The organism is Halalkalibacter hemicellulosilyticusJCM 9152, from assembly GCF_000513115.1.
Classification (GTDB): Bacteria; Bacillota; Bacilli; order Bacillales; family Bacillaceae_D; genus Halalkalibacter; species Halalkalibacter hemicellulosilyticus.
In genome coordinates, this window is sequence record NZ_BAUU01000017.1 from 1 (window position 1) to 23,287 (window position 23,287).

A 23,287-nucleotide genomic window follows, 5' to 3' on the forward strand; every position below is an offset into this window, starting at 1 on the left:
GCTACGCACTGCGGGGTCTCACCTTTGCTTTTCATCCGCTACGTTATCTAAATGTTTGGATTCTCAGCTAAACACTTTTGTTTTGTCGCAGCCTCTTTTCAGTTCTGCGAAGCGTTTTGTAAAATAAGCAACGTTTTCGCACACTTGCTTAAAGGGAGCTGAAAAAAGTACAAATTAACTTTTGCAGTGCCCTTGCTCTGAGCTATTATTGTTATCGGTGTTGCTCGTATATGTCTTTTTTCGTGATCTGCTTTAATTCGTCTAGTATGTGGGCAGGTAAGAGATCTGCACGAATGGCTTGTACATTTTCTTTTACTTGCTCCTTACGGCTAGCACCTGTAACAACGGAAGCGATTACGTTTGAGGAAAGTACGTAGTTTAAGGCTAACTCATTTATTGATAAAGTGTGATAATCGGCTAACTGTTCACGTACTTGCTTTAGCTCATTGGCTGTGTAGGACAAATAACCGTTTGCTTGTATTTTAGAAGCCAATGTCGAAAATGGTCGTGATGTCAATATTCCTTTTGCTACGGCACCCCGAACGACTACGCTGACATCATGTTGCCCCAGTAATGGAAACCATTCCTCTGGTCGTCGGTCAAGTAAGCTGTATTGCATCATAATACTTACAATAGACGAACGTTTCACATATTCCTTGATTACATTTGGACGTATGGATGATAGGCCGTATTCTCTTATAAGACCTTCTTGTTTCAGCTCCTCAAAAGCTTCGATCGTTTCATCGATAGGATCATCAATTGTTCCTCCATGTAACTGATACAAATCAATATAGTCTGTCTTTAAACGTTGAAGACTGTCTTTGATCGCCTTTTTTATGTGTGACTTTGAAGGATCCCACGTCCAGCCATCCTTCCCTTTTTCAAAACGATTGCCTGCTTTTGTGGCAAGAATCAGATCTTGTCGTTTATCCATTATTAATTCACCGATAATCTCTTCATTGACACCTTGATCATATAGGTCAGCTGTGTCAAGGTAATTGATTCCTAGATCTATTGCCTCTTCAATTACTTTCTTTGCTGTAGGGATGTTAGTACCAATGCTCATACAGCCTAAACCAACCTCACTAACCATTAAATCGGATTGGCCGAGTCTACGCTTTTTCATGAAACCCCTCCATTACTTGATGAAGCCACTGAAAAGTACAAATTGACTTTTTCAGTGCCTTTCATTTGAATAGCAATGGCTTCACTCGTTACTTGTTTGATACGAGCAACCTACTTTCTAAATAGGAAACGGTTTCGCTCATTGCTGAAAGGGCACCAAAAAAGTTAATAACTTTTTAGTGGTCTCTTACTTGATCTTTATTTCTCTATCTTATCAGAGTATTGAACGAGTAGCGAACGGTTTCCTTTGCAAAATGAAAGTCGTCTTGATGGCAATAATGGTTTCTTTTCGTGATTTCGAGAATATCTTAAGAGGACAAGTCATATAGTTCAATATAGAATGTGCTAAAAGGACGGGGTGGAAATGGCGAAGAACCTGAACAAAGTACGTAGACAAATTGAGTCAAGAAGAAGAGTAATCGATGATACAGTACGACGACGTGAAAAAACGTTCATGACTAGTCCTAAGCATGATGATTTTGGTCATGAAAGTGTTGACGTTGTATCGTCTGAACGACCAAATGAAACCCAATCCTCTACAAACATGGTTCATTTTTTTATTTTTCGATGTTTAGTCGCGGGTCTTCTCTTTCTACTAATTGGAATTGCTTTTCAATCTAAGCTTCCCCAATCAGAAAGAGTGGAATATTTTGTTCGCCATACTTTTGAAAATGAATTTCAATTTGCTGCGATTGCTAGCTGGTATGAGAACCAGTTTGGCCGACCTTTAGCATTGCTTCCAATTGATGCAAATGTTGCTCAAGGAGATCCTGATGAAGAGGTGGAGTTCGTCTATGCATTACCTGCTAGTGGAACGATTCGTGAAGATTTTGATGAGAGCGGACAAGGTATTTTAATTGAAACCGATGTTCATGCTAGAATCGAGTCGGTTAAAAGTGGGGTAGTACGCTCGATTGGACAAACTGAAGATAGCTCAATAGAAAAAGCAGTAGTCATTGAACATTACGATGGAACTGAAGCAATTTATGGTATGCTTGATGGAATTGAAGTTCAATTATATGACCATGTCCAATCAGGGACGAAAATTGGTACGGCGCAATCAATCGATGGGGCGGAGAAAGGAATTTTTTATTTTGCATTAAAAAATGAGAATGGATATATTGATCCAAGTGAAGTGCTCACATTTGATTAGGGCTGCAACGGAATTATTAACAAAGGTGAAAATTAACCCTTTCTTTTGGATCGTTATCGCCTCAGCCTTCATTACTGGTTACTTTAAAGAGATGATTATGATATTTACGATTGTATTTATTCATGAGCTTGGCCATGCTGTGACTGCCCGTTTTTTCAAATGGACGATTTATAAAATTGAATTGCTTCCTTTTGGTGGAGTGGCAGAAGTTGAGGATACGTCGAATAAACCGTTTCATGAAGAATTGATCGTTATATTGGCGGGGCCGGTTCAGCATCTCTGGATGATGGTCCTGTCATATTACTGTATCGCCTTGCCCTTTTGGTCAACGTATGATCATCAGTTATTTATTTGGCATAATATGATGATATTGCTCTTTAACGTTTTACCTATATTACCTCTCGATGGAGGAAGGCTCTTGCAGTTATTGTTCATGTATCGTTTTCCATATGCACAAGCGATAACGGTTATGAGAAATGTATCACTGTTTTTTTTACTAGTTCTTTGCTTCATTGCATCCGTTATCTACCTATCACTTCATTTATGGATGATTCTTATTTTCCTTCTTATTATTCATTATTTAGAATGGAAGCAGCGTTATTACACATTTATGAAATTTATCTTAGGGAAACAGTCGAGTTCTATATTTACGAAGCAAGCGAATGTGCACGTATCGAATTTGATAACGGTTAAAGAAGCGGTTAAACTTTGTAAGCGAGGCTCTTCGCTTACATTTAACTATTTTGATCCTACGGTTGGAAAGCATGTTCAACTACATGAAGAGATCATTAGAGTAGCATATTTAGATCGGAAACGAATTCATCATCGAATTTGTGACCTTACTCCCGCCCAATTTTGACTATAGCTCCCTCTTTGTCCAACAATCGTGTACAATAAGGTAAGGAAATAGAAAAGGGGCTTGTTTGATCGTGAAAAAGATTGTATTTAATTTAGCCACAAGGGAAAAGCGGGCAGCATTGATTGAAGACGGTCGTGTGACTGAGCTAATGATTGAGCGAACAGGTGAGGAGCGAATTGTTCATAATGTGTATCTAGGCCGAGTCGTAAAAGTGTTACCTGGTATGCAAGCGGCATTTGTTGATATTGGACGTGACAAGCATGGTTTTTTATACCGAGACGACCTTCTTTCCTTTCATTTAGATACTGAAGATGAAGAGAAGAAAAAGCAGCGACCTGTTTCTAAATTTGTTCGTGAAGGAGAAGAGTTAGTCGTTCAAGTGACAAAAGAAGCATTCGGCTCTAAAGGTCCACGATTAACCGGGATTTTGTCCTTTCCAGGACACTATATGATTTATATGCCGAATGGCAATTACATAGGTGTTTCAAGACGTTTTTCATCAGAAGCGGAGCGCGAAAGGTGGCGTACGTTTGGAGAAGAGCTAACGATTGATCAAGAAGGCTTAATTATTCGTACATCGTGTGAGGGACGTTCAGCTACTGAAGTTACGGAAGAATTACATTATCAACGACGGAAATGGGCACAATTACAGAAAAGAATCGAGGAAAAGTCGTCTGAGCGTCTTCTTTATCAGGATGTTACATTAACGGAACGTATTGTACGTGACCATATGTTTGAAGGTCTTCAAGAGATTGTTCTTGATGATTTTGATGAATACAAGCGAATGAAGGAATGGTTGTCCTCTTATTCAAATAGTGAAAGTCAAATAACGCTCTATAAAAAGAAAGAAGCGATTTTCACAGCCTATCACATTGAAAAAGAACTTCAAAAAGCGTTAAAAAGGCAAGTGTGGCTGAAAAGTGGAGCCTATATTACGATTGATCAAACAGAGGCTTTAACAGTAATCGATGTAAACACTGGGAAATTCACAGGGAAGAATGACTTTAATGAAACGATCTGGCAAACGAATAAAGAGGCGGCAAAGGAAATTGTTAGGCAATTGCGCTTACGAGATATTGCCGGTATGATAATCATTGATTTTATCGACATGCGTCGTGAAGAAGATCGAGATTTGATCGTACGATTGCTAAGAAATGAGTTAAAGAAAGATCGCACTAAAACCAATGTCGTCGGTATTACCGGTTTAGGATTAGTGGAGATGACTCGAAAAAAAGTGAGACAAAACCTACAGGATACTTTGTCCAAACCATGCCCAACATGCCAAGGTAAAGGTGTTGTTCTCTCTAATGAAGCTCAGGCTTTTGAGTTAGAACGGCAGCTCTGGGAATACAAAGGAACAGAGCATGAAGCAATCGTTGTTGAACTTCCTGCATCGATCTTATCTGTTTTCTCTGGTTCGAACGGTAAACATTTAAAGCGCTTAGAAAGTGCATTAGGTGTAAGGATCCTTTTGTATCCGAATAAACGTCTAGTAAAGGGAGCTCTTATCCGTTTTTTAGGGACGTTAGAAGAGGCAGGTAAGCGGTTGGAACATTTAAAAACGAATTGACATAAGTCTATTCATTATGATACAATTTCGCTTGTTAGTTATTTGGTCGCACCCAAACAACTACAACCGCACAGAATAGGTTTTTCAAAGGGATTACCCTACCTAGGATGGCGAGTCTGAGTCTATGAGGAGGTGCAGAGAATGTACGCAATTATTGAAACTGGTGGTAAACAAGTTAAAGTTGAAGAAGGACAAGAAATCTACATTGAGAAGTTAGATGCAGAAGCTGGTGAAACAGTGAGCTTCGATAACATCTTATTCGTAGGTGGAGATGATGTCAAAGTTGGCGCTCCATACGTGGAAGGTGCTTCTGTAACAGCTAAGGTTGAAAAGCACGGTCGTCAAAAGAAAATCATCGTTTGGAAAATGAAGGCGAAGAAAAACTATCGTCGTAAGCAAGGTCATCGTCAACCATACACGAAAGTCGTAATCGAAAAGATTAACGCGTAAAATGATTATCGTTGACGTCAGGCGTAGTCATGACTTGAAGATTGAAAGCTTTGCGATGAGTGGTCATGCCGAATCTGGTCCATATGGTCAAGATCTCGTTTGTGCAGGAGCTTCAGCAGTCTCAATTGGTACACTTAATGCCATTGCTATTTTGTGTGAGGTTGAATTAGATGTAGAATCGAAAGAAGATGGTGGATTTCTCCGCTGTTGTGTACCATCTGATGTAGATGAAGCAACATTTGAGAAGATTCAGCTTCTTTTAGAGGGGATGCTTGTCTCTTTACAATCGATTGCTGAGGAATACCATGCATTTATTAAAATAAACGATAACCTTGGGAGGTGAATTCCATGTTGAAAATGAATCTTCAATTTTTCGCATCGAAAAAAGGGGTAGGTAGTACAAAGAATGGACGTGACTCTGAATCTAAGCGACTTGGTACTAAGCGTGCAGACGGTCAAGCTGTAACAGGTGGTTCGATTTTAGTTCGTCAACGCGGTACACGTATTTATCCTGGAGTGAACGTAGGAAAAGGCGGAGACGATACTTTGTTTGCAAAGGTAGACGGCGTCGTGAAATTCGAGCGTGTCGGTCGTGACCGTAAGCAAGTAAGTGTGTATCCAGCTGCTCAATAAGGAATGAAAAGCTAACAAAGGGGAGACCTTTTGTTAGCTTTTTTCGTGTGGCGGGGAAAAGGGTTAATGGAGAGAAGAGCCATTTCGTATGAAAGAACGCTAAGTTTAAAATTGCTCGGAGCTTCGATAAGCCGGAAAGTAATCCTTTTGTTTAGTATAGGTAATTTCGTCAATACTAACCCATGTATGAAGTTATCGATTGGTGTGAAGGGGAGTTTATGTTGAAGCAAAAGGAAAAAGATCGCATTCAGGATTTACGAAATCAACTATGCTATGCAAATGATCGAGAACAGAGAAGACTATTAACGGAATTGATTTTAGAAATGGAACGAAAAAGAATAAAAGAAAATAATAAATAAAACAATTGCATATATAAGCATATAATTATATAATGAAAAACAGGAGGAGAGAGTATGGAAAATGTTTTTACAGAAGTCGAAATTGAGACGGCTGCTAAATGGTTAAAGCTATTAGGTGATAAAACACGCTTATCGATGATGGCTATGCTTCATGAAGATGAGTGCTGTGTCTGTGAATTTGTTGAGCTGTTTAATATGAGTCAGCCATCTGTCAGTCAGCATTTACGCAAATTACGTGATGTTGGATTAGTGGAGGAAGAGCGTAGGGGACAATGGATTTTCTATCGAATTAACGCATCACACGATGGATATCCACTTATTCAATCATTATTGGCTCATTTGCCTAATCAAAGAGATAGATTAATAGATTTAGAGAAACGCGGCTTACGTGTTTGCTGTGAGTAGCGGATAGGAGTGGGAGAGAGATGGACATCATTTTAGCATCCGCGATTTTTTTAGTGACGCTAGTGCTCGTTATTTGGCAACCGAAAAACTTGTCAATTGGTTGGTCGGCAACGATTGGGGCGATTTTAGCGTTAATCGCTGGAATCGTTAGCTTTGCTGATGTATTAGCTGTTACGGAAATTGTATGGAATGCAACATTGACTTTTGTCGCGATCATTATTATTTCATTAATTTTAGATGAAATTGGATTTTTTGAATGGTCTGCCTTACATATGGCTCGCTTTGCAAAAGGAAACGGATTGAAAATGTTTATCTATGTTTCTATTTTAGGGGCAATTGTTGCGGCTTTATTTGCTAATGATGGTGCAGCTCTTATTTTAACGCCGATTGTATTAGCGATGGTAAGAGCATTACGCTTCAAAGATGTGATGGTATTACCATTCATTATGGCAAGTGGGTTTATCGCTGATACGACGTCATTACCATTGCTTGTTAGTAACTTAGTGAATATTGTTTCAGCTGACTTCTTTGAGATAGGCTTTGTTGAATATGCTTCACGGATGGTTGTACCGAACTTCTTTGCATTAGGGGCAAGTATTCTTGTTCTATATTTATACTTTCGAAAAGACATTCCAAAGCAATATGACATGTCCCAGTTGAGACAGCCTGTTGAAGCGATTAAAGACAAGAGACTATTCAATCTTTCATGGATCATTCTAGCTGTTCTATTAGTTGGTTACTTTACGAGTGAGTTTCTTGAAATTCCTGTTTCATTTATTGCGATGCCGGTTGCTCTTATCTTTTATTTCATCTTCCGTAATGGGAGTGCAAAGAATGAAAACCTTAGCTCAGCAGGGATAATTAAAGGAGCTCCATGGGAAATTGTCGTATTCTCCATTGGGATGTATGTCGTCGTATATGGATTAAGAAATGTGGGGCTTACAGATGCTCTTGCTTCATTAATAGAATTAACAGCAGATGAAGGATTATTTGTTGGGACGATTTCGATGGGCTTTATTGCGGCAATCCTGTCCTCGGTGATGAATAATATGCCAACTGTTATGATTAATGCACTAGCTATCGCTGATACGAATACAGTCGGTGTGATGCGAGAAGCTCTCATTTATGCGAATATTATTGGCTCTGATCTCGGACCGAAAATAACACCGATTGGCTCATTAGCGACTCTTTTATGGCTACACGTTCTTAAGCAAAAAGGGATGAAAATTACATGGGGTTATTATTTTAAGGTTGGAATCATTTTGACAATTCCTACTTTGTTTATTACATTAGTTGGCCTTTATTTATGGTTAAATATCCTATTATAGAAAACAGGGGTGGATCGAACATGTCTAAGAAAATTATTTACTTTTTATGTACAGGAAATTCATGCAGAAGTCAAATGGCTGAAGGTTGGGGAAAGCATTATCTAGGTAATGAGTATGAAGTTTACTCAGCAGGAATTGAAGCCCATGGCGTGAATCCAAATGCGGTGAAGGCAATGAAAGAAGTTGATATTGATATTTCGGATCAAACGTCTGATACAATTGATCGAGACTTATTAGAGAAAGCTGATCTTGTGGTGACACTTTGTGGGCATGCAAATGATGTTTGTCCAGCAACACCACCAAATAAAGAGCGCGTACATTGGGGCTTTGATGACCCTGCACAAGCAGAAGGAACTGATGAAGAAAAATGGGCTTTTTTCCAACGTGTTCGTGATGAGATTGGAGAACGAATTAAACGCTTTGCTGAGGATGGTAAATAAAAATATTAGTAAAATGATGTAATGCCATAGCCTAACTAGCTGTGGCATTTTTCTTTGTGTAATCAGAACTTATAAGAGGCTGTTCAAAAAGGGGTGGTTTTTCCTCTTTTGAACAGCCCCGAATCAATGAGTCGAGCTGTTCATGTTTTAAAGCCCTTCTATGAGCGGTGTTCTCATAGAAGGGCGGGTTCCCTCATGCCTTTCTTTCGACATGAACACTTCATTTCTCGTGTTTTTGCTGGAATAGCGGCAGGGGGATTTTTTTCTACCTTATGCTACGTTGTTTTCTTCAATTAGGACCAGGAAATCTCTACTAATGTGAGCTCAGGATTCGAGAGGTGAAAGAACAGAGTAGGCAGTAACCTCGGTCATGTGATCCTCGTTCCTCTATTCACTCTGTATGTCCCTTGTTACTGTCATTACGGCCTCCTCATGCCTCTATTTAGGGTTTTATTCCACTATTTGACCTTGTTTAGTTCAAATAGCGGAATGAGGATTCCCATTTCTTCTAAGAAAGTAGGTTTTCCTGATTTAAGGGCAGGAGGATTCCCTTTGTTTATTACGTAGCAAATGTGACAATTTTATGATTTTACTTGGAAATTCATGAAAAGATGAGTATATAAGAGTATTTTATTAATGATATACGCTTACATCGTAGTTTGATATTTTTGTGAAGGATGTTATGATTCACTTTGTGAACAACGGACCCGACTTTTGTGAGAGTCAAAAGTCACTTTACAACAATAGAATAAGAGAGGTGTAGATTTGAATTTACAAACAATTAAACAGGAATGGTTTAGTAATGTTAGGGGAGATGTGCTCGCAGGTCTTGTTGTGGCGCTTGCGTTGATTCCAGAAGCGATTGCCTTTTCCATTATTGCAGGTGTCGATCCGATGGTAGGGTTGTATGCTTCTTTTTGTATTGCTGTCGTCATTGCCTTTGTAGGTGGACGGCCTGGGATGATTTCCGCTGCAACGGGTGCGATGGCGCTCTTAATGGTTACATTAGTAGCTGATCATGGCTTGCAATATTTGTTGGCAGCAACGATTTTAACAGGAGTTTTGCAAATTTTATTTGGCGTGTTTAAATTAGCACGAATGATGAAATTTGTCCCACGTTCGGTTATGGTTGGTTTTGTTAATGCGCTTGCGATTTTAATTTTCATGGCACAGCTAGACCAATTTGCAGGTGCTACGTGGTTAATGTATGTGTTAGTTGCGGCAACGTTATTTATCATTTATGGTTTGCCACGTATTACGAAGGCTGTTCCGTCAGCTCTTGCAGCGATTGTTGTTATTACGGCTATTGTGATCTTTGGTGGAATGAATGTATCAACAGTCGGAGATATGGGGAATTTAACACAAGCATTGCCAGTTTTCTTAATTCCTAGTATTCCATTAACGTTTGAAACATTAATGATTATATTTCCATATTCATTAGCGTTAGCCATTGTTGGTTTACTTGAATCATTGCTAACAGCAAACATTGTCGATGATATGACAGATACAGAAAGTGACAAGAACAAAGAGAGTCGTGGCCAAGGGATCGCCAACATTGTCTCAGGTTTCTTCGGTGGTATGGCCGGCTGTGCGATGATCGGTCAATCGGTCATCAATGTCAAGTCTGGTGGGCGAGGACGCTTGTCTGCATTAGTTGCGGGTGTAGTTTTAATGTTCTTAATATTAGTATTAGGTAATCTTGTTGTCCAAATTCCGATGGCTGCATTAGTCGGTGTCATGATTATGGTATCGATTAGTACATTTGATTGGGGAACTGTACGCAATATTCACAAGCTCCCGCGTACGGATGCATTTGTAATGGTTGTAACAGTCGTAACAGTTGTTGTTACGCATAACTTAGCGATTGGTGTGTTTGCTGGTGTGCTTTTAAGCATGATTTTCTTTGCAGCTAAGATTTCAAAAGTAGACGTTGAGAAAGTAATGGTTAATGAAGTAGACAAGCAGGTTTACCGCGTTTCTGGTCAAGTGTTTTTCGCATCTGTAACCGACTTTGTCAATCAATTTGACTTTAAGCTTCCAGTAAGTCAAGTAGAGATCGATTTAACGAATGCACATCTTTGGATGATTCTGCAATAGGAGCACTTGATAAAATAGAAAGTAAGTTTGAACAGAGTAGTATTAAGGTCACCTATGTTGGTTTAAATAGAGAAAGTGAAAAATTAAAAGATAAAATTGGCGGATTGTCGAAGGCATCTGGACACTAATGATTATCAGACAAGCTATTGTGAGCGATTCATTTACAATAGCTTGTCTTTTTTAGTTAGGAATTCATTTTCGATATGAGTAATATGAATGACTTCAGATTGGGATGTTTGGAGTGTAAGGATGATGGGAATAAGTGATTGGAAAATCTTATATAAGTGGAAATATCCTAAAAAAACATTTAACATTCATTTTCCAAGTGAAGCCGTTTACAATAGAAAGAGGGAGGGGTTGTAATGTTTAAACGTGTTTTATTAGCAGCGGATGGTTCTGAGCATTCTGTTCGTTCAGCAGAAAAGGCTGTTCAGCTTGTCATAGCAAATAATGGAAAGGTAGATATCGTCTATGTGGTTGATAGTGCAACCTCAAAGGCAGACATCTTAGCCCATTCAAGTAAGTACGAAGTCGCCCGTATGCGTAAGGAGAAGCTAGCCCCAATTATTGAATTGCTTGATGAAAAACAGATTGAATATGACGTACATATCATTCATGGAGAACCAGGAACGGCGATTGTAAAGTTTGCCAACGATGGTGACTTTGATTGTGTCGTGGTAGGTAGTCGAGGATTAAACAAATTTCAAACCTTTGTATTAGGAAGTGTTAGTCATAAGGTTGCTAAGCGAGTTGATAAACCGGTTTTAATAGTAAAATAAGTTATATAGTTAGAGCGCTTGGACAAAGAGCCTTTGAGAGTTTTTTCTCAAAGGCTCTTTACATTAATTATCTATTTTTTTGCTGTGGCATTGAATTGGTGCATCGACCGATTGCAAAAGGTAAATGGAGTAAATCTGTTCCAACTTTTCTTACATGATAATCGATCAATATCAATCTCGTTTTTATTCATATTTAGACATAATTTGATAGGTCAAAAGCCCAATATAGATAGATTTCAACAGTTATTTACAAAACCTTTACATTGTAACCATACTCTCTTAATAATGCGAGACTATACTAGCAAATGTGAGAGGGAAACCTATTACACACATTCTCGTTAAAGAAAAAGGGAGGACAATGAAATGAAGAAACTAGTAATGCTATTAATGATGGCAGTTCTAATGCTTGTTGCAGTAGCATGCGGATCTGCAGATGAAACAGATGCTCCTGAGGAAAACACAGGTGGTACGGAAACAGAAGAGACAACTGACGATACAGAAGATGGAGATTCATCAGAAGGTACAGCTGAAGAATTAAGCGGAAGCGTTGTTGTAGACGGTTCTGGTACGGTTTATCCGTTAATGTCAGTTATTGCTGAAGATTACATGTTAAATGGTCAGCAAGGTGTATCTGTTGAAGTGAGCCGTGCAGGAACAAGTGCTGGGTTTCAACGTTTCTTAGCAGAGGATGGAACTGATTTTAACGATGCGTCACGTGAAATTAAAGAGGAAGAATTAGAGATTGCTGAGGAACTAGGGATTGAAGTTCAAGAATTTAAAGTTGCCTTAGATGGATTAACATTTGTTATTCACCCTGATAATGATTGGGCGACTGAATTAACAGATGAGCAGCTTATTAATATTTTTAAGCATGATGGTGGCGTAACAAAATGGTCTGATCTTGACCCAAGTTTCCCAGATGATGAAATTAAGCCAATGGGACCGAATGAAAACCACGGAACATACGAGTTTTTCTATGAAGTCATTTTGGAAAAAGAAGATTTAGTGGATAGTGTTAACCTTCAACAAGAGTATTCTACGCTTGTTAATCTAGTATCAGAAGATGTAAACGGAATTGCATTCTTTGGTTTTGGTTATTATGTAAACAATCAAGATCAACTGCAAGCAGTAAATGTTGATTTTGGTAGCGGTCCGGTTGCCCCAAGCTTAGATACAATTGATGAATCTGGTGATTATGCTCCATTCACACGTCCAGTATTTACTTATCTAAATGTTGATATGGCAAAAGAAAAGCCGCAAGTACTTGATTTTGCTTACTATGTTGTCAACAATGTAAATAATTTTGCAGGTGAAACAGGCTTTGCACCACTTCCAGAAGAAGAAATCCAATCTTATATTGAAGTCCTTGATGGATTAAAATAAGCCAATAAAAGTAGTAGAAGATGAGGCATGATTGCACTCATCTTCTCTGCTTTCAAATCGTTAGTCGTTTTTAAAGGAACTGGGTGAAGGGGGAAATCCTGAAGTGGAAATGAAAATGGGAAAACTGTGAATGTACAACAATTGATTGCTGAAAAAAAAAGTTCAAGAAATTTTTTAAGTATTTTTGAAAAACTGATTCCAAAATTGTTATTACTCATTGCAACTGTTTCAATTTTAACGACAATTGGCATTTTATTTACTTTACTAACTGAAACGTTTGAATTTTTCCGAAGAGTTCCTTTTTTAGAATTCTTTACAGGAACGGTGTTAAGACCATTAAGTCAGGAGCCACAATTTGGTGTGCTGCCACTCATAATGGGAACGTTATTGTCTTCTTTTATTGCTATGCTCGTCGCTATTCCAATTGGATTAATGACAGCAGTCTATTTGAGTGAATACGCGTCAGAAAAAATAAGAAAAACATTAAAACCTTTGCTTGAAGTATTAGCAGGTATTCCGACGATTGTTTATGGATTCTTTGCTTTTACATTTGTAACACCCATTTTACGTTCGTTTATACCTGGTTTAGAGTTGACGAATATATTGAGTCCAGGTATTGTCATGGGAATTATGATTATCCCGATGGTAGCGTCCTTATCCGAAGATGCAATGAGTTCTGTACCGAATTCAATGCGAGAAGGGGCACTTGCATTAGGAGCGACTAAGCTAGAAGTAACGAGTCGAGTCATTATCCCAGCAGCAACATCTGGTATTATTGCATCTTTTGTTTTGGGTATTTCTCGTGCGATTGGTGAAACGATGATCGTGACTATTGCAAGTGGAAGCTCCAAAAACTTTACTTTCGATATTACTCAATCTATGCAGACGATGACTGCATACATTGTTGAAGTCTCTAGCGGAGATGCTCCTGCTGGTTCGACGATATATTATAGCCTATATGCGGTGGCGATGACATTGTTTGTATTTACACTTGTCATGAACTTGCTAGCGCAATATATTTCTCGTAAGTATAGGGAGGAATATTAATAATGAAATACGTAGATCATGTACAAGTCGCAAAAAGAATGAATACGAGACTCCTTTTTAATAAAGTTTGTAAAATGATTTTTTTTCTATCAACCTTGTTTGGTTTAGCAGTGTTAGCTGTTCTAATTGCGAGAGTTGTTTCGGAGAGTGTGGGATGGATTGATTTGAATTTTTTGACAGGAAGATTATCCACTAATGCTGATATGGCTGGTATTATGGGAGCTATTTTAGGGACGCTTTGGCTTATGCTCATAGTAGGGCCAGTGACAATGTTTTTGGGAGTCGGGACAGCAATTTATTTGGAGTGCTATGCGAAAAGAGGAAAATTCCATTCGTTTATACAAACGAACATTTCTAATTTAGCTGGTGTTCCTTCAATTGTATTTGGGATATTAGGTTTGACTATTTTTGTTCGCTTATTGGGTCTTGGGAATGTTATTTTAGCCGGTGGTTTAACGATGTCATTGCTTGTATTACCTATTATTGTTGTTGCTAGTCAAGAGGCAATAAGAGCGGTTCCTGGATTTTTAAGTGAGGCCTCTTACGGAATGGGGGCAACGAAGTGGCAAACGATCAAAAATATTATTTTACCAGCTGCATTACCTGGAATATTAACGGGTGCTATTTTATCGCTATCACGTGCAATTGGAGAAACTGCACCACTGGTCGTTATTGGAATTCCAGCTTTACTTATTCCGTTTCCTGGTGGTATTATGGATCGTTTTACTGTATTGCCGATGCAAATTTATTATTGGACGATTGATGCAGCTCTTGTTGCAGAGTATGCGAATTTAGCTGCAGCGACCATAGTCGTATTACTGTTAGTACTCTTTGTTATGAACTCAGCTGCGATTGTTATTCGTAATAAGTATCAAAAAAGGTATTAATTTAAAGGAGGAATTATGATGGTACTTGCTTCAGCGAAAGAAAACAAAATGATCAATCATACAGACAATAGGCAATCTACACAAGTGAAGGTTGATAAGAGTGTCGTATATGATACGAAATCATTAAACTTATGGTATGGCAAGGATCATGCCCTGAAAAATATTAACCTAGCCATTCATGAGAAGGAAGTAACAGCCATTATTGGTCCTTCTGGTTGTGGCAAATCGACATATATTAAGACATTAAATCGTATGGTGGAACTCATTCCAATTGTTAAGATTTCAGGTGATATTATGTATCGCGGAAAAAGTATTCTCCATCGCTCTTATAAAGTAGAGGATTTAAGAACGCGTGTTGGAATGGTGTTTCAAAAGCCTAATCCTTTTCCGAAATCGATTTATGACAATATTGCATATGGCCCACGTATTCATGGAATCCGTAATAAAAAAATTCTAGATGAAATTGTTGAGAAAAGCTTGCAAGGAGCTTATATTTGGGATGAAGTGAAGGATCGGTTAAATGAAAATGCTTATGGATTATCTGGTGGACAACAGCAACGTTTGTGTATTGCTAGATGCTTAGCGATTGAACCGGATGTCATTTTAATGGATGAACCTACTTCTGCCCTTGATCCTAAATCAACATTAAAAGTTGAAGAGTTAATTCAAAAGTTAAAAGAATCATATTCCATTATTATCGTGACTCATAATATGCAGCAGGCGGCACGTATCTCAGATAAAACAGCATTCTTTTTAAATGGGGAAGTTGTCGAATTCGATCATACCGATCTTATTTTTTCAAATCCTAATGATTCTCGTACAGAAGATTATATTACAGGACGATTTGGGTAAGGTGAGGTTGATTTATGTCAATAAGATCACAGTTTGATAGTCAGCTTGATATAGTGAAAATGAATGTACTTAAAATGGGGAGAGACGTTGATACGATCTTGAATGATGCGTTAAAGGCGTTCGATTCCGCTGATCAAGCTTTGATGGATAAGATTATTAACGAAGATTATAAAATCAACCAATTAGAATTGAGTATGCATGATGAGATTATTTTACTTATATCTAAGCAGCAGCCAGTTGCTAGTGATTTACGAAAATTAATTGTCGCACTAAAAATATCGAGCGATTTAGAAAGGGTGGCTGATCTAGCTGTTGATTTGTCTAAACAGTCAAAAAGAATGACTCATGCTACCCCATTTCAAAATCAAATCCTTGAAATAGGGATGAAAGCTCAGGAAATGCTACTGATTGCTTTAGAGTCATATGAAAACACGAATATATTAGCTGCACAAAAGATTGCTAATATGGATGATCGGGTCGATCAAATGTATGGGCAGTTTATTCGTGAGTTGTTTTCAAGACAAGATGGTACGATTGAAATTAATCAAATTACTCAGCTTGCTTTTATTGGTCGATTTATTGAACGGATTGCGGATTATGCAACAAATATTGCTGAATGGGTTATCTATGAAGTTAACGGGAAACATTTCGATTTGAATTGATGAGTAAGAAACTGTATTCACTAGTCAAATGAAGACCGAATTGAGTTTATTAACTTAATACGGTTTTTTTAAATAAAAGTGGTACAATTTCGCAACAATTGAATGACGTTTCATTGAACTTAGTCCATCACGTTCAAAAATATATAGTTTACACTTTGAGAATCCTCCTTATGTCGCTTATACTTAAAGGAAGAAAATAAGGAAAGGGGGAGTAGAAATGTCACAGACTTTGATAAATATCTTCTATGAGTCACATCGAGGCTCATGGACCATCTTGATTATTTTGTTCATTGTTGCTTTTTTCTTGTATAAAGCACAGAAGAACAAAGGTGCAACAGTCGTACATATGATTACCCGATTGTTCTATTTGATTATGCTCGTATCAGGTATTGGTACATTAATTGGGTATCAATTTCCAGTTGTGCTTATAGTGAAAGGTATTCTCGCACTTGTGCTCATTTATGTGATGGAAATGATCCTAGTCCGTACGAAGAAAAATACGCTAGGAGATAAGGCTGGAGTCTATTGGATTGCACTTGTTGTTATAAGCCTTATCGTTATTTTAATGGGATTTGGTGTAATTCGATTTTAAAAGAATAAGAAAGCATAAAATTCGAGGAAGACATGTGGGGAAGCATAAAGGTTTTGGCAAATTCAAAGGAGAGCGACAGTTTCACACGTTACACGTTTTTCTGAAAGAACCCCACTTTCAGAAAAACTGAAAAATCGCTGTAACGGGTCCGCACGCCGCTTTAAAGAAAAGACCGCTAACGCGGTTTTTCTTATTAGTTTCTAATACTGTAGATGCTTCATTAGGTATTTAGCCTATTGAAGCATTTTTTTGTACAGAATTAATGGAGTTGTCGTTTCTCGTGTTCAATGAAAGATGGTAAACTTGAAGGAGCGATTTACGTTGGAGGGAGTGAATAGAATGACACAGGTAATTTATGGAGCTGAATTACATGATGTAGCTCATAAATCGAGGTTAGAAGCTGTGTATAAACGCCAGCAAGAAACAAATAAGCAAGCCTTCTATTTGTTGCCATCTTCCTCTTGGTTGAAGCAAGCAAGAGACAAGCAACCAGGGTTAATCATTTGTACGTTTGATGATTTGGCAGCCTACATTCTTGATCAAAAGGAAATGTCGTATTTATCGTTAACAGAAGAAGAACGTACACTATTCTTCCAACAGTTCGTTAGAGATGAAAGCATGTTTGATGGTGAGATGAATATGGCCAAAGCTCGGGGCTACGCTGACACTTATGGACAAATAAAGCGTTTAGGGGTTGACGTACAGGAACTTGAAGGGTCTTTAAAGCCATTAATTCCGCTTTTTATGAAATATGAACAAGTGATTATTTATGAAAAAAAACTGCTTGATCCAGAGAATCGAATTTTATCAGCTATTCAATCATTATCGGAGGGGAAAGGTGTTCGTCTCTCTCATGTTGTCATTGACGGATTTTTTGATTTTAGCCCTTTGCAATCACTGTTTATCGAAGCGTTAAAAGATATAGGTGCCAAGGTCGAAGTGATTCTACCGAATGAACCTTTTGAAATTGTCGAACAGACCGTTAGAGAATTAGAGCAAATGGGCTTTGCCAATCACTTGCAACCTAGTAGACGATCAAAGAAAGAGAATGAGAAACAAGTGATTGCATCAACTACAGTAGAGGAACAGTGGAGAGGCGTAATGGAGGAAATCTCTTTATCCTCATTACCTGAAGAGCGGGTAGGAATATTGCTCGTTGATGAACAGGACGGGCTACAACAATTACAACGATATGCAGACATGTATCATATTCCTTTACAAATTCCAGTTAAACGAACAATAGAAACGACTGCTATTTTCTCCTTTATTAAACAAGTAATTGAATGGGAGCAAAGGCCATTAACGAAATGGGAGCAGTTGCCGATAGTGGAGCAGATTTTGAAGCTACATGATGTGAAGGGACTTGATTTTGCTAAGCAAAAGAAAGGTTTTCTAGAAAATGGAGAGTGGCTTGATGAAAGATATAAGCAGCTCTACGATATGGTGTTTGAATGGGAGCGATCTGACGAAGACTTATTTATTCATTATTTAACGAATTTACTCGATTGGTTGAAGAGGTTGCCTTTATTATCATATTGGCAAGAGAAGCTGATGGAGAAGGATCAGCTTTCTGTGCAACAGGAAATAGCAGATGAATTCAAGGCACTAAATTTAATCGCAAGTAAAGTAGAAGCTGAGCTAACAGAGTTAAAGGAGAAACGCTTTGATGTGAAAGTGACATTTGAGTTATTTGTCGAATGGTTTCGTGCAATAGGCTCGTCTGCTAGCATATTTAAAGCACGTGGACGCAAGAGAGGGGTTGCAATTCATACGTGGCGTGACATTCGTTCTTTTTCAGGAGAACGATTATACGTTGTAGGGATGAATGAAGGCCGATTCCCAGCTCCTCACCGTTTAAGTGGGTACGTTCAGGAAAGAGACTTATCCAGCTTACCTATTCGATATAGTGCACCGACACAAGAGCATTTTCAATTGAAGCAACAAGCGTATATGGATCAGCTTGCTCTTTTACAAATCAACATCATTATCTTTACATATGTGCGAGGTGTTGACCCTGAGCATCCTCTTTTGCCCTCTCCTTATTTAATGGATCTTCATACAGATGAAGTGTGGTCATGGCAGAAGAGGATGCAAAAAGCTGTCAGCTTGACGAAGCAATCATTTGTGGAGCAAGTGGCATCGAAAATAGGGGAAGGTTATAAGGTCGATCCAACCCCTATTTCGCTATTAAACGTACAAGAACGACAAGCTCGATTAACTGAAGCGAAAGAGCGATTCACGTCTGAGTATGCGGCAAAGAAAAAAAAACATGTTGTAGCAGTAACAGAGCTAGAAAGCTATGCTCGTTGCTCTTTTCGATTTGCTATGGAGAAAGGTCTAAACGTTGGGGAGCTACAATCAAAGCAAGAACAAGTATCACCCCTTTCAATTGGTCAAATTGTCCATGATTTGATTGAAGGTGTTTATAAAGACTGTCAATTAGTGAACCGTCCGTTTGGATCTGCTACTGACATTGAGCTACAGCAAGTTCCAGTTCGTTTAAAGGAACGATTTGAAGAAAAATGGGTAGACGTTGAGCGGCAAAATCATGAGCTTTCTCGATTAGATTTAATGTTAAAGAAAGAACAGTGGCAACAACATTTACATCACTGGTGGCAAGCAGAATTGAAACATTTTTGGCAAAATCAAGCTCTCACGGAGATGAAGATAATGGCATTTGAATATCCAGTTCGTTTGGAGCTCCCAATATCAGAAGAAGAATCACTTATATTAGTTGGCAAAGTTGATCGTGTTGATCAGAAAGGTCAATCAATCGTAATCTATGACTACAAGACTGGGGCTGCCACGATTAAAATGGACGAGGTCCAATCAGGCTTAAAGCTACAACTTCCTTTATATGCGTATGCGATTCGGGAACAGCTTGCGTTAAAAGAAAACAAAGAGATGATCGTAGATGGAGCCTCCTATATTTCTTTAAAGGAGCCTAGTAAGAGAACGAATAATGGAATCTGGCGCTCTGAATTTATCGGGAAGCACTCGCCGTATCAAGTAACGTCACATTGTAAAAACCGTGAAGATCACTTTGGAACGAAGTCCTTTTTAGACAAGTATCAGGTCATTGAGCAGATTCGTTTATTGTGGAAGGGGCTGTCTCAAGCCTATGATGTCGCTCCTCTAGAATGCTCACCATTTTGTCCTTACTTATCTATTTGTCGTGCAACACCAGAACAACGAGAGGGAACACGCTAAGAGGGGGATTAAGATGAATTTTAATGAAGCGCAAAGGAAGTCCATTTTTAGTGAGAAGCCTTTGTTGTTAATTTCAGCTGGTGCAGGATCGGGGAAAACACGTGTCTTAACGGAGAGATTTGTCTACTTATGTGAGGTTCGTTACCTGAAACCAGATCATTCGTTAGGTGCCTCGGTTGATGAAATTGTGGCGATTACTTTTACTGAGAAAGCGGCTCGCGAAATGAAGGATCGTATTCGAAAACGAATGAATGAAAAGGAACAAGAAGCGATTTCTGCTGAGGCCGTATCGTTTTGGCGGGAACAGAAAGCGTTACTTGAAAGGGCGATGATCTCGACTTTTCATAGCTTCTGTCAAAGGTTGTTGTCACAATATGCCTTACAAGCTGACCTTCCTCCACGCATGAGAATATTGGACGAAGTTGAAGGGGCAGTGAAGAAAAGAGATATTCTATTGAAGCTTCTTGAAGAAAAGGAACGATTCCAACGAGTGTATCCATTGTTTCAAGTGATGAGTAAGCAGCAGTTAGTTGAAACGATTGAACAACTTCATAATGAAATTACTGAATTAACCATTGGTGAGGAGACGATTGAACAGCTACAAGTTGAGGAGATGTTACGGGCTCAGTCGGAAGCTAAAGTGGAAGAAAGGCAAAAAGTTGTTCATTCTTTTCATCGTAATGCCCTTAGTTGTATTGAACGATTTCCAGTCTATGATGATCTCTCAGCGACTGTTAAAAAACATACGATAAATATCGAAAAGGCCATTTCTTCTGCATCAACAGAGGAGCCAGAAGCTTATATGGAGATTTTGACAGAGGCGATGCCGAGTCGAACAAATAAGGCTTGGCTAGAGCAGGCTCCTGCTTTGTATGAATTGTACGAGGAACATTGGAAACCGTTGAAGGAAATGTGGAAAAAGCTAGGTGGACCTGTTGAATTAAAAGAGGAAGCGATCATGTTTGTAGAGTTGATCACTTCATTAGTGAAAGAATTTCATATGGCCTATAGCGTGAAAAGAGGCGAGCGGCTTTATTAGATTTCACTGATCTTCAACAAAAAGCCGTTCGCTTATTACAGGACCCTCACATTCAGTTATATTGCCAGCGTCAATTTCGTCATATGATGATTGATGAATTTCAAGATACGAATCGTCTCCAGCTAGAGGTATTAAATAGAATAAAGCCCCATTATCAATTTATTGTGGGCGATCAAAAGCAGTCGATTTATCGTTTTCGTGGAGCGAATGTTCGCTTAATGAATGAAATGGAGGAAAAGGCGAAAAAGGAGGAGAATGCTGAAGCTATCTTAATGAATGAAAACTATCGTACGCTCTCCTCTATTATTCATGTTGTAAATAAACTGTTTTCAGATGTGATGGTTCAGGAGCGAACGGAAGATTTCCAGACGGTGTATGCTCCACTTATTGCTCACAGGCATCAACCGCAAACAAATGAAAAGCGTGTAGAATGGATGAAATGGCCAAAAGGAGATGGGCAAGAGGAGACGCAGTTTGATCAGCTTGCCAATCGAATGGTTGCGATGGTCGAGGCTAAGGAGCCGATAGTGGGAAGGGGAGAGGACGAATGGCGAGAGCCTACCTGGGGAGATATGGCGATTTTAATTCCATCACGTACGAACTTGCTCTTGCTAGAGCAAGCGTTAACGAAGAAGAACATTCCTTATGTGATTAGTGGTGGGATCGGATTCTTTGAACGACAAGAAGTGATGGATTACTTAACGCTCATTCGCTGGTTAACACGTCCTTTTGAAGATATTCATTTGTTAGCTCTATTACGTAGTCCAATACTCGGGTTAACGGTTCAAGATTTTTTTCAAATGAATGACTGTTTAGAAGAGGGACAAGCGTTATATGAGCTTGTGTATGAACAATCGCCTCAATGGTCTTCACTGTCTAATGAGGTGCAGACAGCATGTTTGCGTATTCAGAGTTGGATGGATAAATGGATTCCGTTTAAAGAAGGAAAATCGTTAGTCGATTCATTCATGGAGCTATTTGTTGACACGGACTTACGAGCGTCTCTATTGCTTCAAGAGTATGGGTTGCAAAAAGTAAAAAATGTGGAAAAGGTTATTCAATGGATGGTTGATCGCCATGAAGTAAATTTAGAAGCAATTTTAACTGAATTAGATATTCGAATTGAAATGAGTGAGAAGGAAGGTGATTCTGAGGTTGAACGCATACATGGAGATGTTGTTCAAATTATGACGATTCACGCATCAAAAGGGCTAGAATTTCCGATTGTATTTTTACCTCAGATTGAGCGTTCATTAAGAAAAGATAGTGGGCGAATTCGTTTCCATTCTAAATATGGTTTTGTTCTAAATTTGCAAAAGGAACAGAAGGAATTGGGGCAAAAGCCGGAAGTAATTGACACCCCTGGTTTTGAGATCGTTAAGTCAATGGTCGATGCGGAAGCCATTGAAGAATCAAAGCGCTTGTTTTACGTCGCGACGACACGTGCTCGTGATTATCTTTATCTAATTGGTGAAGAGTCAAATGGACGTCATACTTGGCTGTCTTACCTTAACAAAGTGTTTGAAGATCATGAGTTGAATCACGAAGTTGTGATATCAGCCGCATATGAACCTCGTTATTGGAAAAAAACAGAGTCAAGCACATATTCTATACCTGTACTCAAGGAGAGAAGGAAATTACCATTATCATTAACAGTCTCAGAGGTTATGGCATTTATTCACGATCCACTCAAGTATTATCAGCAATTTGTCATAGGAGTTCCATTTAGTGAAGAAGTGAACGAAGGTAAATCGAGTAGGAGAGGAAATGACGTTAATCCTTCATTACTAGGGACGCTTGTTCACCGCGCATGTGAATTACGAGATTATGGTTTATCACCAATGCGAGCTGTTGAACTGATACTTGAGGAAGTTGATCTGGAGGATGTGTTTATATATAAAAACGAAATTGAGAAAATTATGGATCGATATTCTGAAAAGGTTCGCCAATCTTTAGGAACACCAGTAGCCAACGAGTGGTCTTTTGTGACATATTTTGATGGTGTAGAACTAATCGGTGAAATTGATAAAGTCGTTGAGAAAAATGGTCAAATACATTTGTATGATTTTAAAACGAATCAAGTTTCTACTCGAACGAGTTCGGAGTGGCTCGACTACTATAAGCCTCAACTGTATTTGTATCGGTATGCGTATGAAAAGGAAACGAACAAACAGGTTGCTACAGCCTCACTGTATATTTTTAAAGATGAAGTAGAGCCGATTCATACGTTGACTCTGCATGAAAAGGAGAAGGAAAAGGTATTCGCAGCACTAAAGTGTTTAATTGATCTGAGACAAAATGGTGCTGGTCGAAAAGAGTATGCTCAGTTCAGTAAGCTGAAATAGTAGAAGGAGGCTGGGACAAAACCCTCCTCTGAAATTTCACAGGCTTTCATGATTTTGGGGACCACAGGTTCG

The 23,287-nt window shown here is 38.7% G+C and carries 21 protein-coding genes, 2 pseudogenes and 1 other annotated feature; of the genes and pseudogenes, 22 read left to right on the forward strand and 1 reads right to left on the reverse strand.

The window, feature by feature from the left end; all coding sequences use genetic code 11:
- Window positions 1–211: 211 nt before the first annotated feature.
- A complete protein-coding gene (locus JCM9152_RS11745; protein WP_035344447.1) occupies window positions 212–1,126 on the reverse strand; it encodes an aldo/keto reductase in 915 nt (304 codons plus the stop codon).
- A 363-nt stretch (window positions 1,127–1,489) separates the two neighbouring features.
- Between JCM9152_RS11745 and JCM9152_RS11750 the strand changes: the two genes are divergently transcribed.
- The 22 genes and pseudogenes from JCM9152_RS11750 to JCM9152_RS23715 all read left to right on the forward strand — a co-directional run bounded on the left by JCM9152_RS11750 (window position 1,490) and on the right by JCM9152_RS23715 (window position 23,215).
- Window positions 1,490–2,278: a M23 family metallopeptidase gene (locus JCM9152_RS11750; protein WP_035344449.1), complete on the forward strand. Its 789-nt coding sequence runs from the start codon at window positions 1,490–1,492 to the stop codon at window positions 2,276–2,278.
- On the forward strand, window positions 2,256–3,137 hold the full coding sequence (locus tag JCM9152_RS11755; RefSeq protein WP_235715698.1) for a M50 family metallopeptidase: 882 nt from the start codon (window positions 2,256–2,258) through the stop codon (window positions 3,135–3,137). Before JCM9152_RS11750 ends, JCM9152_RS11755 begins: the two co-directional genes overlap by 23 nt.
- Before the next feature lie 70 nt (window positions 3,138–3,207).
- Complete coding sequence (locus JCM9152_RS11760; protein ID WP_035344606.1) at window positions 3,208–4,707, forward strand: Rne/Rng family ribonuclease; 1,500 nt, start codon at window positions 3,208–3,210, stop codon at window positions 4,705–4,707.
- Between the two features lie 54 nt (window positions 4,708–4,761).
- Window positions 4,762–4,835: a sequence feature (ribosomal protein L21 leader region), on the forward strand.
- A gap of 13 nt (window positions 4,836–4,848) precedes the next feature.
- A complete protein-coding gene (gene rplU / locus JCM9152_RS11765) occupies window positions 4,849–5,157 on the forward strand; it encodes a 50S ribosomal protein L21 (RefSeq protein WP_035344451.1) in 309 nt (102 codons plus the stop codon).
- A 1-nt stretch (window position 5,158) separates the two neighbouring features.
- Window positions 5,159–5,500 carry a ribosomal-processing cysteine protease Prp gene (locus JCM9152_RS11770; RefSeq protein ID WP_035344453.1) on the forward strand — a complete coding sequence of 114 codons (342 nt, stop codon included), beginning with the start codon at window positions 5,159–5,161 and terminating at the stop codon, window positions 5,498–5,500.
- Window positions 5,501–5,505: 5 nt separating this feature from the next.
- Window positions 5,506–5,790 carry a 50S ribosomal protein L27 gene (gene rpmA / locus JCM9152_RS11775; RefSeq protein ID WP_035344455.1) on the forward strand — a complete coding sequence of 95 codons (285 nt, stop codon included), beginning with the start codon at window positions 5,506–5,508 and terminating at the stop codon, window positions 5,788–5,790.
- A gap of 221 nt (window positions 5,791–6,011) precedes the next feature.
- Entirely contained in the window at window positions 6,012–6,149 is a 138-nt protein-coding gene (locus JCM9152_RS22635; protein ID WP_156314990.1) for a hypothetical protein, read from the forward strand.
- 54 nt (window positions 6,150–6,203) lie between these two features.
- A complete protein-coding gene (locus tag JCM9152_RS11780; RefSeq protein WP_035344457.1) occupies window positions 6,204–6,554 on the forward strand; it encodes an ArsR/SmtB family transcription factor in 351 nt (116 codons plus the stop codon).
- A 20-nt stretch (window positions 6,555–6,574) separates the two neighbouring features.
- Complete coding sequence (locus JCM9152_RS11785) at window positions 6,575–7,882, forward strand: arsenic transporter (RefSeq protein WP_035344459.1); 1,308 nt, start codon at window positions 6,575–6,577, stop codon at window positions 7,880–7,882.
- A 20-nt stretch (window positions 7,883–7,902) separates the two neighbouring features.
- The gene (gene arsC / locus JCM9152_RS11790) at window positions 7,903–8,322 is read left to right on the forward strand and encodes an arsenate reductase (thioredoxin) (protein WP_035344461.1); all 420 of its coding nucleotides are present in this window, start codon (window positions 7,903–7,905) and stop codon (window positions 8,320–8,322) included.
- Window positions 8,323–9,087: 765 nt separating this feature from the next.
- Window positions 9,088–10,547, forward strand: a pseudogene (locus tag JCM9152_RS11795) (SulP family inorganic anion transporter).
- 234 nt (window positions 10,548–10,781) lie between these two features.
- Window positions 10,782–11,198 (forward strand): universal stress protein, encoded by a 417-nt coding sequence (locus tag JCM9152_RS11800; protein WP_035344463.1) that lies wholly within the window; start codon window positions 10,782–10,784, stop codon window positions 11,196–11,198.
- Window positions 11,199–11,561: 363 nt separating this feature from the next.
- Window positions 11,562–12,581 carry a PstS family phosphate ABC transporter substrate-binding protein gene (locus tag JCM9152_RS11805; protein ID WP_035344464.1) on the forward strand — a complete coding sequence of 340 codons (1,020 nt, stop codon included), beginning with the start codon at window positions 11,562–11,564 and terminating at the stop codon, window positions 12,579–12,581.
- A gap of 126 nt (window positions 12,582–12,707) precedes the next feature.
- Window positions 12,708–13,628: a phosphate ABC transporter permease subunit PstC gene (pstC, locus tag JCM9152_RS11810; protein WP_035344466.1), complete on the forward strand. Its 921-nt coding sequence runs from the start codon at window positions 12,708–12,710 to the stop codon at window positions 13,626–13,628.
- Between the two features lie 2 nt (window positions 13,629–13,630).
- Window positions 13,631–14,515 (forward strand): phosphate ABC transporter permease PstA, encoded by an 885-nt coding sequence (pstA, locus tag JCM9152_RS11815; protein ID WP_035344468.1) that lies wholly within the window; start codon window positions 13,631–13,633, stop codon window positions 14,513–14,515.
- Window positions 14,516–14,563: 48 nt separating this feature from the next.
- Window positions 14,564–15,367, forward strand: a complete 804-nt coding sequence (gene pstB / locus JCM9152_RS11820) for a phosphate ABC transporter ATP-binding protein PstB (RefSeq protein ID WP_173402075.1) — start codon at window positions 14,564–14,566, stop codon at window positions 15,365–15,367.
- A gap of 14 nt (window positions 15,368–15,381) precedes the next feature.
- Window positions 15,382–16,029: a phosphate signaling complex protein PhoU gene (gene phoU / locus JCM9152_RS11825; protein WP_035344472.1), complete on the forward strand. Its 648-nt coding sequence runs from the start codon at window positions 15,382–15,384 to the stop codon at window positions 16,027–16,029.
- Window positions 16,030–16,246: 217 nt separating this feature from the next.
- Complete coding sequence (locus tag JCM9152_RS11830) at window positions 16,247–16,621, forward strand: DUF1516 family protein (RefSeq protein WP_052015890.1); 375 nt, start codon at window positions 16,247–16,249, stop codon at window positions 16,619–16,621.
- Between the two features lie 339 nt (window positions 16,622–16,960).
- Window positions 16,961–19,831: a PD-(D/E)XK nuclease family protein gene (locus JCM9152_RS11835; RefSeq protein WP_035344473.1), complete on the forward strand. Its 2,871-nt coding sequence runs from the start codon at window positions 16,961–16,963 to the stop codon at window positions 19,829–19,831.
- Window positions 19,832–19,844: 13 nt separating this feature from the next.
- The gene (locus JCM9152_RS11840) at window positions 19,845–20,870 is read left to right on the forward strand and encodes a UvrD-helicase domain-containing protein (protein WP_035344475.1); all 1,026 of its coding nucleotides are present in this window, start codon (window positions 19,845–19,847) and stop codon (window positions 20,868–20,870) included.
- A gap of 35 nt (window positions 20,871–20,905) precedes the next feature.
- Window positions 20,906–21,052 (forward strand): annotated as a pseudogene (locus JCM9152_RS23710) (UvrD-helicase domain-containing protein); the annotation flags it as partial.
- Between the two features lie 90 nt (window positions 21,053–21,142).
- The gene (locus JCM9152_RS23715) at window positions 21,143–23,215 is read left to right on the forward strand and encodes a UvrD-helicase domain-containing protein (RefSeq protein WP_268870729.1); all 2,073 of its coding nucleotides are present in this window, start codon (window positions 21,143–21,145) and stop codon (window positions 23,213–23,215) included.
- Window positions 23,216–23,287 lie beyond the last annotated feature (72 nt).

Excerpts from the sequence above, each read along its gene's own strand:
- JCM9152_RS11745 (WP_035344447.1), bottom strand. The coding sequence starts at position 1,126 with ATGAAAAAGCGTAGACTCGGCCAATCCGATTTAATGGTTAGTGAGGTT.
- JCM9152_RS11750 (WP_035344449.1), top strand. The coding sequence starts at position 1,490 with ATGGCGAAGAACCTGAACAAAGTACGTAGACAAATTGAGTCAAGAAGA.
- rplU (WP_035344451.1), top strand. The coding sequence starts at position 4,849 with ATGTACGCAATTATTGAAACTGGTGGTAAACAAGTTAAAGTTGAAGAA.
- JCM9152_RS11770 (WP_035344453.1), top strand. The coding sequence starts at position 5,159 with ATGATTATCGTTGACGTCAGGCGTAGTCATGACTTGAAGATTGAAAGC.
- rpmA (WP_035344455.1), top strand. The coding sequence starts at position 5,506 with ATGTTGAAAATGAATCTTCAATTTTTCGCATCGAAAAAAGGGGTAGGT.
- JCM9152_RS11780 (WP_035344457.1), top strand. The coding sequence starts at position 6,204 with ATGGAAAATGTTTTTACAGAAGTCGAAATTGAGACGGCTGCTAAATGG.
- JCM9152_RS11785 (WP_035344459.1), top strand. The coding sequence starts at position 6,575 with ATGGACATCATTTTAGCATCCGCGATTTTTTTAGTGACGCTAGTGCTC.
- arsC (WP_035344461.1), top strand. The coding sequence starts at position 7,903 with ATGTCTAAGAAAATTATTTACTTTTTATGTACAGGAAATTCATGCAGA.
- JCM9152_RS11800 (WP_035344463.1), top strand. The coding sequence starts at position 10,782 with ATGTTTAAACGTGTTTTATTAGCAGCGGATGGTTCTGAGCATTCTGTT.
- JCM9152_RS11805 (WP_035344464.1), top strand. The coding sequence starts at position 11,562 with ATGAAGAAACTAGTAATGCTATTAATGATGGCAGTTCTAATGCTTGTT.
- pstA (WP_035344468.1), top strand. The coding sequence starts at position 13,631 with ATGAAATACGTAGATCATGTACAAGTCGCAAAAAGAATGAATACGAGA.
- pstB (WP_173402075.1), top strand. The coding sequence starts at position 14,564 with ATGATCAATCATACAGACAATAGGCAATCTACACAAGTGAAGGTTGAT.
- phoU (WP_035344472.1), top strand. The coding sequence starts at position 15,382 with ATGTCAATAAGATCACAGTTTGATAGTCAGCTTGATATAGTGAAAATG.
- JCM9152_RS11830 (WP_052015890.1), top strand. The coding sequence starts at position 16,247 with ATGTCACAGACTTTGATAAATATCTTCTATGAGTCACATCGAGGCTCA.
- JCM9152_RS11835 (WP_035344473.1), top strand. The coding sequence starts at position 16,961 with ATGACACAGGTAATTTATGGAGCTGAATTACATGATGTAGCTCATAAA.
- JCM9152_RS11840 (WP_035344475.1), top strand. The coding sequence starts at position 19,845 with ATGAATTTTAATGAAGCGCAAAGGAAGTCCATTTTTAGTGAGAAGCCT.
- JCM9152_RS23715 (WP_268870729.1), top strand. The coding sequence starts at position 21,143 with ATGAATGAAAACTATCGTACGCTCTCCTCTATTATTCATGTTGTAAAT.